11 protein-coding genes are annotated in these 12,619 nt (G+C 62.0%); 1 reads left to right on the top strand and 10 read right to left on the bottom strand.

What is annotated here, in order from left to right; all coding sequences use genetic code 11:
- Positions 1–27: 27 nt before the first annotated feature.
- The 5 genes from AC0L3J_RS21225 to AC0L3J_RS21205 form a co-directional block, all read right to left on the bottom strand.
- The gene (locus AC0L3J_RS21225; RefSeq protein ID WP_456765052.1) at positions 28–1,002 is read right to left on the bottom strand and encodes a magnesium transporter CorA family protein; all 975 of its coding nucleotides are present in this window, start codon (positions 1,000–1,002) and stop codon (positions 28–30) included.
- A 159-nt stretch (positions 1,003–1,161) separates the two neighbouring features.
- Complete coding sequence (locus AC0L3J_RS21220) at positions 1,162–2,823, bottom strand: methyl-accepting chemotaxis protein (protein WP_456765053.1); 1,662 nt, start codon at positions 2,821–2,823, stop codon at positions 1,162–1,164.
- Positions 2,824–2,846: 23 nt separating this feature from the next.
- On the bottom strand, positions 2,847–3,167 hold the full coding sequence (locus AC0L3J_RS21215) for a plastocyanin/azurin family copper-binding protein (RefSeq protein WP_456765054.1): 321 nt from the start codon (positions 3,165–3,167) through the stop codon (positions 2,847–2,849).
- A 17-nt stretch (positions 3,168–3,184) separates the two neighbouring features.
- Entirely contained in the window at positions 3,185–4,270 is a 1,086-nt protein-coding gene (locus AC0L3J_RS21210; RefSeq protein ID WP_473348235.1) for a cytochrome-c peroxidase, read from the bottom strand.
- A 379-nt stretch (positions 4,271–4,649) separates the two neighbouring features.
- Positions 4,650–5,231 (bottom strand): response regulator transcription factor, encoded by a 582-nt coding sequence (locus AC0L3J_RS21205; RefSeq protein WP_456765056.1) that lies wholly within the window; start codon positions 5,229–5,231, stop codon positions 4,650–4,652.
- 203 nt (positions 5,232–5,434) lie between these two features.
- On the opposite strand from AC0L3J_RS21205, the gene AC0L3J_RS21200 reads away from it, so the two are divergent.
- Complete coding sequence (locus AC0L3J_RS21200; RefSeq protein WP_456765057.1) at positions 5,435–6,388, top strand: helix-turn-helix domain-containing protein; 954 nt, start codon at positions 5,435–5,437, stop codon at positions 6,386–6,388.
- Here the strand turns inward: AC0L3J_RS21200 and AC0L3J_RS21195 are convergent.
- From AC0L3J_RS21195 to AC0L3J_RS21175, 5 genes are all read right to left on the bottom strand, one after another.
- Positions 6,326–6,658 (bottom strand): hypothetical protein, encoded by a 333-nt coding sequence (locus tag AC0L3J_RS21195; RefSeq protein WP_456765058.1) that lies wholly within the window; start codon positions 6,656–6,658, stop codon positions 6,326–6,328. The genes AC0L3J_RS21200 and AC0L3J_RS21195 overlap by 63 nt on opposite strands.
- Before the next feature lie 108 nt (positions 6,659–6,766).
- The gene (locus tag AC0L3J_RS21190) at positions 6,767–8,443 is read right to left on the bottom strand and encodes a methyl-accepting chemotaxis protein (RefSeq protein WP_456765059.1); all 1,677 of its coding nucleotides are present in this window, start codon (positions 8,441–8,443) and stop codon (positions 6,767–6,769) included.
- Between the two features lie 608 nt (positions 8,444–9,051).
- The gene (locus AC0L3J_RS21185; RefSeq protein WP_456765060.1) at positions 9,052–10,548 is read right to left on the bottom strand and encodes an ABC transporter substrate-binding protein; all 1,497 of its coding nucleotides are present in this window, start codon (positions 10,546–10,548) and stop codon (positions 9,052–9,054) included.
- Between the two features lie 55 nt (positions 10,549–10,603).
- Positions 10,604–11,608 (bottom strand): ABC transporter ATP-binding protein, encoded by a 1,005-nt coding sequence (locus AC0L3J_RS21180; protein ID WP_456765061.1) that lies wholly within the window; start codon positions 11,606–11,608, stop codon positions 10,604–10,606.
- Positions 11,605–12,618, bottom strand: coding sequence for an ABC transporter ATP-binding protein (locus AC0L3J_RS21175; protein WP_456765062.1), 1,014 nt, complete (start codon positions 12,616–12,618; stop codon positions 11,605–11,607). The genes AC0L3J_RS21180 and AC0L3J_RS21175 overlap by 4 nt, the downstream gene beginning before the upstream one ends.
- Between the last annotated feature and the right edge of the window lies 1 nt (position 12,619).

The following is a 12,619-nucleotide window of genomic DNA, read 5'->3' as shown; positions in this document are numbered from 1 at the left end:
ATCGTTGCCGAACGGTGCGCCGCGGCTTCATTCGAACCAGCCGCGCCGCTTGAACCAGATCAGCGGCAGCACGCCGCTGGCAATGATGGCGAGCCACGCCAGCGGATAGCCGAACGTCCAGTCCAGCTCCGGCATGTGCTTGAAGTTCATGCCCCAGATTCCGACCAGAATCGTGGGCGGCACGCCGACGACCGAGACGATCGTCAATATCTTGAACAGCTCGTTCTGCTGGATGTTGATGAAGCCGAGCACGGCATCGAGCAGAAGCTGGATCTTGTCCGACAATCGCGTCTCATAATCGCCGAGCGAAGCGACATCCTTGGAGACGGCTTCGAGGCGCTTCTTCGACGCAGGCGTGATCCACTCGCTCCCGACATCGCCGGCAAACGAGGCGACGCGGCCGACGCCAAGCAGGACATCGCGCGCCTTGGCGAGCCGATCGGCCAGCTCTCCGATGTTCTCCAACGCCTCGCGCATCCTGCGGCTGGAGCGGACCGGCCGCTTGGTGCGAACGAGCCCGCCCTTGAAGACGCCCCGCGAGAGCCTGTCGACCTTCGCGCCGAGATGCTCCAGGACATCGGCGCCGCGATCGACCATGGCCTCGACCAGGCTGGTGAACACGCACATGCCGTTCTCCAGGCTGTCATCGGAACCGATGCGCTTGCCGATGTCGTCGAAGATCGGCAGCTGCGCGAAGCGCACCGTCACCAGCACGCGCGGGCCGATGACGAATCCCACCGGCGTGATCTCGGCCTCGTTGTCCTCGTTGAGCCGGACCGCCGGCGAGCTGAGATAGAGCGTCCCGTTGTCGAGGATCAGGCGGCTCGACGCTTCGATCTCGCTGAGCGAATCCTCGGACGGAACGCGTATCCCGAGCAATCGCTCGACGAACTGCTTTTCTTCTGCCGTCGCGTCCAAAAGATCAGCCCAAATGATCTCGGACGGCATTTCCGCGCCGATCTTCTGCCAGTCGTCGGATGGCCACCTGTACAGCTTGAGCAAGGAACCGGACCCCGTGGCTACGTCGTCACGCCGGATGGTTCATTCGGCTGCCATCCACCGGGTTAACGTCTGAGGGTTCCAAACGTTCAGTGCGTTTGCTTGGCAGACCCGCGCTGAATAGCGGACCGCCACGCCAACCCAAATCCACGCAAGGGCCGTTCAAGCCGCCACGTTGGCGAGGAAGCGATCCACCGACGAACGCAGCTGCGCCGCCTGGCTGGAGAGATCGTGGGCGGTTGCCAGAACCATGTCGGCGGAACGGTTGGCATTGTCGGTGGCTTCGGCTGTTCCGGCAATGCTGCGGGCAACCTGAGCCGTACCAGTGGCGGCCTGACCGATATTTCTGGAGATCTCTCCCGCCGCCGCATTCTGCTGACTGACGGCCGCGGCGATCCGGCCTGTAAAACTGTCGATGTCGCCAATGATCAAGGCGATGGCTCCGACGTTGTCGACTGCCTGCCGTGTCGCCAACTGTACCTCGTTGATTTGCGACGAAATCTCCTCGGTTGCTTTCGCAGTCTGGGTTGCAAGCGCCTTGACCTCCGACGCGACGACGGCAAAGCCCCGACCCGCCTCGCCGGCCCGCGCGGCTTCGATGGTAGCGTTGAGCGCAAGCAGGTTCGTCTGGCCGGCGATGGTGCGGATGAAGCCGACCACCTCGTCGATCTGCTGCGCCGCGCTTGCGAGCCTGCCGATGGTTTGATTGGCGGACTCCGCCATGCCGGAGGCGCGCTGGACGATTACGGTTGCATCGGCAAGCTGCGAGGTAATGGCCTGCACCGATTGACCGAGTTCGCTCGCGGCGCTCGCAACCGTCTGGACGTTGCTCGACGTTTCCTTGGCAGTCGAAGCCGCCTCGCTGGACTGCGTACCAGCGTTGCGCGCTGTCGATGCCAAGTTCTGGGCCGTGTTCGTCAACTCCCCGGTCATGCGGTCGGTGTGGCTGAGCACGGAGGTGAAGGCGGCGCGGAAGGCATCGATCTCGGCCTCCATCCGTTGCCGGCGGCCGATCTGCGCGGCGCTGCTCTGATCTTTGGCGGCGATCAAGGCTAGGTCTTCATCGGCGCGGGCCTTCAGGCTGGATTGCATCACGGCCAGAGACTTCAGGAGCCGCCCAAGCTCGTCGCGACGACGGACGGATATGTCATCCATGAAGTTGCCGGCTGCCACGCGTTCGGCGATCCGGACTGCCGCCGAAATCGGCCGGCTCATCGAGTAAGTGAAGGCGAGCGCGATGACGAGTCCGATCAGCGCCGTCCCGACCGCCACTGACATCATCGTCTTGCGGGCCGAGCCGACCGCTGCTTCCGCCTCCGTGCGATACTCATAGCCATAAGCGGCGACAAGCTCGACGAGATCGTCGATCGACGTCATCAGCCGGTCGCCCTGTTGCGCAAGCAGGAAGCTGGTCGGAATCTCCGTCGTACCGCCGGCGGACGACTTGAGAATCTTCAGCGCGCCGCTGGACCATTCCTTGAGCTGGCCCTCGACCTTCTCGCGGACCGTCGTGACATTCGGCGATGAGGTGCGTTCGCGCACGACTTTCAGATCTTCGAAGCTGCTGCGCACCAGATCCTCGAACTTCTTGACCTGTTCGCCTGAGCTGCCCGCCAGCAGGTTTCGCTGGAGCACGAGGCGGGCCTCATGCAGCGCCGCGTGGGCGGCCCGCGCGTGGTTGATCCCCATCAGCGGCCCGTCATAGAGACGGATCACCAGGTCGCCGGAATTGCCGATGGCGCGTATGCCGTAGAATGCGATCCCGCAGGCCAGCAGGATCACGACACTGAAGGCACCGAATATCTTGTAGCGTATCGACATCATCAATCTCCGGCGCCACGTGGTGGTTAGTCAGTTACCTTGACCATCATCTTCATGCGGGGATGGATGGCGCAGATCACCAGGACCTCGCCGGCATCCTTGAAGCTGACGTCCGTCGAGGTACCGGGCGCCTGCGATCCGAGGTTGAATTCGTTGCCTTTGCTTGCCGACATGATGTTGTGAGGCACCGTGTCATCGTTCAAAAACGTGACGGCAGCGCCCTTCTTGACCGAGATGTTCTCGGCTGAGAAGACGCGCCCCTGCTGGTGGATGACTTCGGTGGCCGCATAAGCGCCTACCGAAAGCCCGCTGACGATGACGCAAGTGAACAGAGCAAGTGTACGCATGGGATATCCTTTCAAATCTAGCGCGGCAGGACCGGCACAGCCGTCGGGGCGAGTTCGCTGGTCAATGTCTTGAGGAACGCAACGAGATCGGCCTTCTCCTGCGCTGTCAGTTCGAGCGGCCGCATGAGGTCCGAGCGGCTAGGTCGATCGACACCCGCGTGATCGTAGTGCTCGATGACGTCTTCGAGTGTTGCGAGCGAGCCGTCGTGCATGAAGGGGCTGCGGCGGCTGATCTCGCGAAGGCCCGGGGTTTTGAAGGCGTGCTTCATCTTGATGACGCCGGGAAGGTATTCGCCGCGGCCGACGTCGCGGCTCGGCAGTCCGATGTCCTGAAAACCTTCATTGGTGAAGTTCCAGCCTTCATGACAGGCCGCGCACTGCGCCTTGCCGTTGAAGACCGCGAAGCCCCGCTTGGCGTCTTCCGAGATCGCTTTCTCGTCCCCGTCGATCCAGCCGTCGAACGGCGCCCGTTCGGAAACGACGGTACGCTCATAGGTCGCGATCGCCTGGCCAAGCGTCTTCGCCTTGATGCCCTCGCCCGGAAAGGCGACCTCGAACATCGGCTTATATTCGGGAACGGCGGAAAGCCGCTGCATGAGCTCGTCGAGCTTCATGTTCATTTCGCCGGGGGACTGGATCGGGCCGAGCGCCTGCTCCTCCAGTGTCGGAAGACGGCCGTCCCACATGAAGATGGCGCTCCAGGCTGCGTTGACGATGGTCGGCGAATGACGACCGAGCTTCGCCATACCGTGGCCGACGCCGACTGCCAGCCCGTCGCCCCAGCCGAACCCGGGACTGTGGCAGCTCGCGCAGGACTGCGCCGACGTCACCGAAAGGCGGGTGTCGAAATACAGCTTCTTGCCAAGCGCTGCTTTCTCAGGCGTGTACGGATTTTCTTTCGGGAACGGGATTGTCGAGGGTCTGCGATACAGCGCCTTTAGCGCGTCGAGCCCGCCCGGCGCCTTCTGTGTGATCTCGACCTTGCGGCTTTCGCCGACGACGGCTGCGCCGAAACCGATCGTGCTGAAGCCGATAACGCCAATACCGGTCGATGCGACTACGGCGGCGAAGATGGTGTAACGTGAGGAGCCGAACATCGGCATGCAATGTCCCTCGAGAGGGTGTCATTCGCGACACACTGGAAAACCTTCGAGGCAATGCACCGCCCTTCTGGCGTGATGAAAATAGAGGCAGATCGTTAAAATAAAATTGTTGCCCTAGCCAATCGAGTATCGATTTTCGGCAAACCCGCAAATACAAATTGCAGGAAAAAGCGGCAACAACCGTAGTGGTGACGAAGTTGGATGGCGGGTTCTCGGCGGTGGAACTACACCAATACGCGACATCCGGACTTTTCCAGTTCGGGCTGCTCCAGCACGCATAAGCGGGAATCGGTGGCAATTTCACTGCGGTGCGAAGGTAATCCCCGGCCAAGAATGGATGGCCGGACGACTTGCGATCATGCTTGAGCAGCGATCCTGTTCATGGCTCGAGCTTCGCCGTGATCGCAAGGCGCACCAGCTCGGCGGGATTTTTCGCGCCGACCTTCTGCATGATATTGACCCGGTGGCTCTCGACGGTCCGTGGGCTCAGATTCATGCGGTTCGCGATCTCCTTGGTCGAGCTCCCGCCAATCAGTTCGAACAGAACTTCCCGCTCGCGAAGCGTGAGCGGCGGCCGTCCGGGAAAGTGAAAGACGGCCCGCGAACTCCTGGACTCCCCCGGTTTCAAAGCTGCTGCAACCCGCGCAACAAGGTCGTTGCCCCGAAACGGCTTCTCGATGAAATCAAAGGCGCCCTGCTTGATGGCGCGGACAGCCGTCACGACGTCGCTACGGCCGGACACCATGATGATGGGCCGATCAAAACCCCGGTTCCGGAGTTCCATCAGTATTTCCAACCCAGAGAGGTCATTCAGAACGACATCGACGAGCACGCAGGAAGGATTGGAGTCGAGGCACAAGGCAAAGAATGACTTCGGATCGCTGCAGCCGATCACATCGAACCCCGCCCTGGTGAGCACCAGCGAGACCGTCTGGCAGACCGCGGGTTCGTCATCCAGCACCAGAACAGGTCCGGCAGGTACTTGAACGGAAGGACTACCCGTACAATTACGTCTCGCGTGATTCATATGCTGTATGCCAAAAGATCAGTGTTGATGCTCGCCGAATCGCGCGAGGCTTTGCATCGACGCTTAAACACGCGCGGTTCATTCGCTCGGCTTATTGGGTCCAATCAATCGGCCAAGGGGGAATTGGGAGCAGATTTATGGAGGTCGCATTCTCCACCGCAGACGTGCATCCGCGGGACCGTTTCGACTATTGGCAAGCTGCCACGCGCGAGCGGATCGCCGACCACGACTCCTCGACTCCGTCTCGCGACAGCTTCAAAGCAGAGCTGTCGGTCGGACGCGTAGGCTCGCTAGACCTGGTTAGATCAAGTAACTCCGATATTCAGGTCGCCTCCACAAGCCGGCATGCGGCCCGCTCGGACCCCAGCGAAGTCCTGTTATTCTGTTTGCTCGCTGGTCGAATCCTGCTGGAACAAAGCGATCGCAGGGTGTCTTTGGACGCAGGCTCACTCGCATGTGTGGACCCGCGGCTCGCCCACACGATGCAATTTCTCGGTCAGTCGTCCACATTGATTATCAAAGTTCCGCGAACGGAACTTGAAGCAAGGCTCGGTACCAACTTCGATATTTCGGCCTGCCGCATCGCTCCGTTGGGTCCGCAGGATCGCCTAACCCTGTTCTTTGCAGCCGAGCTGGGAAAGCTGAGCGGTACGCTCGATAGGTCAAGCGAAGAAACCATCTCGACGCAGGCAATCGACTTGATTGCGCTCTCCATCGGCAACGCGGTCGATAGGCCAACGCAACTTCCGGCAAGCAAATCGCGCCTCGTCTGGCACATTCACCGCGTCATCGACGCGAGATTGCAGAATACCGACATCACGCCCGAGCGGATCGCCGAACGTGTTGGAATTAGCGTTCGCCAAGCCAACAGATTGCTCGGAACGCAGGGCAGCTCACTTATGCGGCTCGTCCAAACCAAGCGGCTGGCTCGATGCCGCCACGCCCTGGAAGACCCAAGACAAATACACCGTTCAGTCAGTGACATCGCTCTCGGCTGGGGATTTTCGGACCTGACCCACTTTAGCCGATCATTCAAAAGAGCTTATGGAATTTTGCCCAGCGACCTCCGAAAGTTCAAAGAAAGCCGGTGAAAGCGGTCCCTTGCTTTCGGCCACGGCTTGGCGCGCAAAGTATCGGCGAATGTCGCAGAGCTGCTTCTCCAGCACCATCAGCTCCTCGACGGCAGCTTTCAGCTGGCTCTGAAGCCCTCGAAAGCGTATGCGATAACCGTGCCGCTTCGCACCGTTCAAGGCTTCGATGATCGATTCCAGTTCGGCGAAGCACTGTGCGAATTTCGCCGCCTTCTGCCTGGTCTCCTCGCTTTGCGCAATGAGATCGGCTGCGATGAGACGCTGCTTCAACACAGGCTCACTAAGGTGCAAGATTGTGACGTTCGACATCTTTGACAATCGATGCTCGAGGGAACGAGGTGGCGCATGGCGTTCACCAGGCGCCACCTCCGTTTCAGATCAGGCGGCGCGTACGGTGGAGAGGAACCGCTGTACCTGAGCTTTCAGCCTGTTGCTGTCGGAGGACAGTGATTGCGCGGAGGACAGCACCTGGCTGGACGCCCCGCCCGTCTCGGTCGCTCCCCTCTGAACGTCGACGATGTTGGAGGAAACCTGCTGGGTGCCCTGTGAGGCCTGCTGGACATTGCGGGCGATCTCCTGAGTCGCCGCGCCCTGTTCCTCAACTGCTGCCGCAATGGTCGACGAAATTTCAGAAAGTCGCTCGATCGTACCGCTGATACTTTTGATGGCCGTAACGGATTCCTGGGTTGCGGCTTGGATGCTGGTGATCTGCTGTCCGATGTCGCCGGTTGCCCGTGCGGTCTGTTCGGCCAACGCCTTCACCTCGGAGGCAACCACTGCAAAACCGCGGCCCGCGTCGCCGGCCCGCGCTGCCTCGATGGTCGCGTTCAGCGCCAGCAGGTTGGTCTGTCCGGCGATCGTGTTGATCAGTTCAATCACGTCACCAATGCGGGTCGAGGCCCTCGATAGCTCGCTGACCTGGGCCATTGTGTTGCGGGCCTGGCCGACGGCTTCGCCTGCCATGCGGGCCGATTCCTGAACCTGCCGTCCGATTTCGTTGACCGACCCGGACAGTTCCTCCGTTGCGCTCGCAACCGACTGAACGTTGGCCGAAGCCTGCTCCGAGGCGGCGGCAACGGTCGTGGTCACCTCCTGAGCCCGCGTGGCGGAATGGGTCAACGTATTGGCGGAGGCTTCCAGCTCGGTAGAAGCGGACGCCACGGCATCCACGATCTCGCCAACGGCGTGCTCGAATTCGTCGGCAAGCTTCTCCATTTCCTGCTTGCGACGCCTTGCTTCCGCCTGCTCGTTGGCCTTTTGCTCGTCCTCCATCTGGCGCACGCGCAAGCCGTTCTCCTTGAAAACGAGGAGTGCCTTGGCCATATCGCCGATTTCGTCGTTGCGCGTCGTATAGACGACTTCGGTATCGAGGTTCCCGTCGGCGATGGTCCGCATCGTGCCGTTCAGCCGCTGGAGCGGCGAAGTGATCCGCATCAACACAAGAAAAGCAGAAACAAGGCCGATGAGGAGCGCAACCGCGGCAACGGAGAAGGTCACCACCTTGGCCAGCGTGTAGCTGTTGCGTGCATCCGAAACGGCCTGCGCTGCGCCCTTCTCGTTGAACGTGACATCCGCGTCGATCGCGTTCTGCGCTTCGCCGAATGCGGCATTCCCGGTCCCGTTGAATTCACTCACGGCCTTCGCTGGATCAGTCACATAGATCCTGAGAATCCGCTCCTGCTCGCCAGTGTATAGCTTCCACTTCTCCTGAAAGGTGTCCCACAGCGCCCTCTCCTCAGCCGACACTATCGTCGGCAGGTAGAGTTTCTCTGCTTTGTTGAGATTCGCCTGATACTGAATCAGCTGCGTCTCCGCTGTCCTGCGCTCTGAGGCATCAGTAGTCATGAGGAGCCGTGCGCCGACCACCCGAACACGCGTGGCCCAGTACTTTACCTCCCCCAGCGCCTTCGTCGAAGGAAGCCAGCTGGTGGCAAGATCTTCAGCGTTCGCGTTGATTGCTGCGGCGCGAGAAAGCGCGGCCCATGCCTGTCCGACTAACAGAACAACGAGAATGGAGACGATTCCAAGTAGTGAGGCTTTAACGGTCAGGCGCATGTTTGCTCCGGCAAGCAAAGGGTTAAGTAAACGCCCAGCATCCTTGTTCGAGTTGGTTGATGAAAGTTAACTACAGACTATCGTGTGACTACGGGATTGCCGCAGCAAATTCGGGGCGGCGTTTTCAACAGCAGCGCTCCGGCTCGGACGGACGCGAAGCCGCCGGTCTGTTGTGAGCCAGCGGGAAAGAAGCGAAAGACGCTGCCTGGAGGACTAGGCTTTGTGTATGGTGCGCTTGGCCATCAGGTCTTGGATCAGGTGTTGACCAGCAGGTCTTCGCCACCAGGTCTTGGCGACGGCGCGCCCGCAAGGTTTGCTGGCGCAATCGAGACGTCCAGCCCAATCGTCGCGATGAACTTGGCATGTTGCCGTGACGGCGCCCGACGACTTCTTCGATGATGCCATCATGCCAGTGTTTTGCCCGACGCGTCAACGCCATGGCGCGACGCGCAAGCCATCGAACGCGTGACGAGCAAGTCATTGAAATGACTACCCCCGGCTACTGTGCATGGGGTTGTTTTTCAGGTTTTTTGTTTGGACCGGTGTTGTGACGATCTCTGCCAGTGGGAGAGATCGTCACCGACATCGCACAATCGACCTGCGCGACCCTACTCCCACGCCCAAGTCGAGAAATCGTTCTCGTATTGGGGCACGTCCTTCCAGACGCCCTTCAGCTTCTTGTTGGTGATGGTGATCAGCTGCGGCTGGTACAAATAGCCCGAGACTGCGTCAGTGGCCAGCATGCGCTGGGCGTCGCCGAGAAGCTTGACACGGGCGGCTTCCTCCGGCGTCGACACGATCTGCTTGTAGAGCGCGTTGAACGCCTCGTTGTTGTAGCCGAGATAGTAGTCCGGCTCGGTGATCTTGACGAGATCGAACGGCTCGACATGGCTGACGATGGTGAGGTCGAAATTGTGCGGACCATTGCCGGCGAATACCTGCGACAGCCATTGCGCCCATTCGACGTTCTCGATCTTGGCGATGATGCCGACCTTGGCGAGTTGGGCTGCGAGGATCTCGCCGCCCTGCCGCGCATAGGATGGCGGCGGCAGCTTCAAGGACAACTCGAGCGGAGTGGTAACGCCGGCCTCGGCGAGCAGTTTCTTGGCCTTCTCGGGATCGTAGGGGTTGATGCCTGTGGTGTCGACATAGCCGAGCGCGGTCGGGACGTAGAAGCTGCCGATCGGCGTGCCGAAACCATCGACCGCGCCGTCGATCATCGCCTTGCGATCGATCGCGGCAAGGATCGCACGGCGCACGCGAACATCGTCGAGCGGCTTCTTGCGATGGTTGATACCGACGATGGTCTTCGCCCTGGAGCCGCCGACCATAACGTTGAAGCGCGGATCGGCCTTGAACTGCGCGATGGTGCGCTGGGCCGACACCCGGGGAAACGCATCGACGTCACCGGACAGCAGCGCCGCCGTTTGCGCCGACGGATCGGAGATGAAGCGGATCGTCACTTTCGAGAGCTTGATCGCGGCAGCGTTGCGATAGTCGGCCCATTTGGTCAGGGTCATGGAGGAGCCCTTGGCCCAGGCACCCAGCTGATAGGGCCCGGTCCCGACCGGCTGCGTGATATTGGTGGCAGCGCTCTTCGGCTCGACGATCGAGCCGCTCGCCTGCCCCAGCAGGAACGGCAGGTTCGGCTCCGAATTCTTGAGGCTGATCACGACCGTGTCGGCATCGGGCGCGTCGACCTTCTCGAAGCTCTGGAACAGGCTCTTGTCCTTGTTGGTGCTGGTGGCGACAGCATTGCGCTCGAACGAGAACTTCACGGCTGCGGAGTCGAACGGCTCGCCATTGTGGAACTTGACGGCCTTGCGCAGCTTGAACGTATAGGTCTTCAGATCGGGCGATGCGGTCCAGCTCTCCGCCAGCAGGGGCGACGTGGTGCCGTCCTCGTTGATCTTGGTCAGGGTCTCATAGATGTTGTAGAGCGTGACCTCGGCGATCGCGGCGGCGGCGGCGTTGGTTGGATCGAGCCCCGGCGGCTCCAGCGCCATGGCCATGACGACGCTGTCCTTCTTGCTCTGCGCCAGCACCGGCAACGGTGCCGCGGCAAACGCGGCGGCGAATGCAATGATCGATAGTTTCCTGAACATGCGTAACTCCCCGGCCTTCTCTTGTCTCAAGCCTACGCCAATCCCGCCGCGGACGCTAACCTTCCACGGGCAATTGCGGCAACGCCATCACGGCTTCCGCCTTATGGCAGGCGGCCAGATGCGTCTCGCCCACCTTGCGTAGCTCAGGCAGAACCTCGCGGCAATGCTGGTCGGCAAGCGCGCACCGCGAGACATAGGGACAGCCGGTCGCGGCCGCCGATTGCGAGGCGATCGCCTGGGCCCCGCGCCGGCGCCGGCCGCCGCCGGCGCGCACCCGCGGCACGGCCTCCAGCAGCGCTCGCGTGTAGGGATGGGCGCAGCGCTCGAACAGATCCTCGGGACGGCCCTGCTCGACGATGCGGCCGAGATACATCACCGCGACCTCGTCGCAGAGATAGTCGACGACGGCGAGGTCGTGGCTGATCAGGACGTAACTGAGGCCGAACTGTTCCTGGAGGTCCTGCATCAGGTTCAAGACTTGCGCCTGCACGGAAACGTCGAGCGCGGAGACCGGCTCGTCGGCGACGATCAGCTTCGGCTGGGTGATCAGCGCGCGCGCAATGGCGATGCGCTGGCGCTGGCCGCCGGAGAACTCATGCGGATATTTCTCCATGTCGGCATCGCGCAGGCCCACCTGCCGCAGCACTGCGGAGACGCGGGCGCGGAACGTATTGCGGTCGGCGCCATCAAGCACGGTGAGCGGCTCGGCCACGATGCGCGCGATGGTCTGGCGCGGATCGAGCGATCCATAGGGATCCTGGAACACCATCTGGAAATCGCGGCGCGCGCGGCGCAGCTCGTCCGCGGAGATGCGGTTGAGGTCGCGGCCGAGCAGCGCGACCTGCCCCGATGTCGGCCGTTCCAGTGCCATCACCACCCGCGCAAAGGTCGACTTGCCCGAGCCGGATTCGCCGACGATGCCGAGGCTCTTGCCGGCGTCGACCCGCACGCTGACACCGTTGAGCGCGCGCACCTGCCCCGGCGGGCGAAACACGCTTTCGCGCGGCAGCGTATAGCGCTGCTCGAGATCCTTCACGTCGAGAAGAGGCGCCGTGCTCATACGGTCAGCGCTCCGACGCGTTCGGCCATGGAGACGTCCGTCCGGATGCAGCGCACGAAATGGCCGGGTCCGACGTCCACCATCGGTGGAAGCGCGGCCCGGCACTGCTCGATCACGAGCGGACACCGATCGGCGAAGGTGCAACCGGACGGCAGATCGGCGAGATCCGGCACCGAGCCCGATATCGTCGTCAACCGCGTCCCCTTGCGCGCGCCGAGTTTCGGTCGGGCCCGGAACAGGCCCTGCGTGTAGGGATGGCCCATCCGGCGGAACACTTCGTCGGTCAGCCCGCTCTCGATAATCGTGCCGCCGTACATCACCATCATGCGTTGCACGTTCTCGGCGATGACGCCGAGATCGTGCGAGATCAGGATCATCGACATGCCGCGCTCTTCGACGAGATCGGCGATGAGGTCGAGTATCTGGCCCTGAATGGTGACGTCGAGCGCCGTGGTCGGCTCGTCCGCGATCAGCAGGTCGGGCTCGCAGGCGAGCGCCATCGCAATCGTGACGCGCTGACGCTGGCCGCCGGAAAACTGGTGCGGATAGGCGTCGACGCGCCTCGCCGGATCGGGCAATCCAACGCGGTCGAGCAAGGCGATCGCTTCCTTACGCGCCTGCGATGCCGAAAATTTCCTGTGACGCCGCAGCGGCTCGGCGACCTGGTGGCCGATCGTGTGCATCGGGTTGAGCGCGGTCATCGGTTCCTGGAAGATCATGCTGATGCGGTTGCCGCGCAACTGACAATAGTCCGCGTCCGACAATCCAGCGAGTTCGCCGCCATCCAGCTTGATGCTGCCGGTGACGGACGCGCTGTCCGGCAGCAGCCCCATCAGTGACAACGCCGTCACCGACTTGCCGCAGCCGGATTCGCCGACCAGCCCGAGCGTTTCGCCGCGCTTCAGGGCAAAGCTGACGCCGCGCACGGCCTGTGCCGGCCCGCGGCTGGTGTTGAGGCGCACGCCGAGATTTTCGACCTCGATCAACGGCATGGTCGAGCGCTCGCCCATC

It is taken from the genome of Bradyrhizobium sp. Kon37, from assembly GCF_055807535.1.
This window is presented reverse-complemented; position numbering and strand designations above follow the sequence as displayed.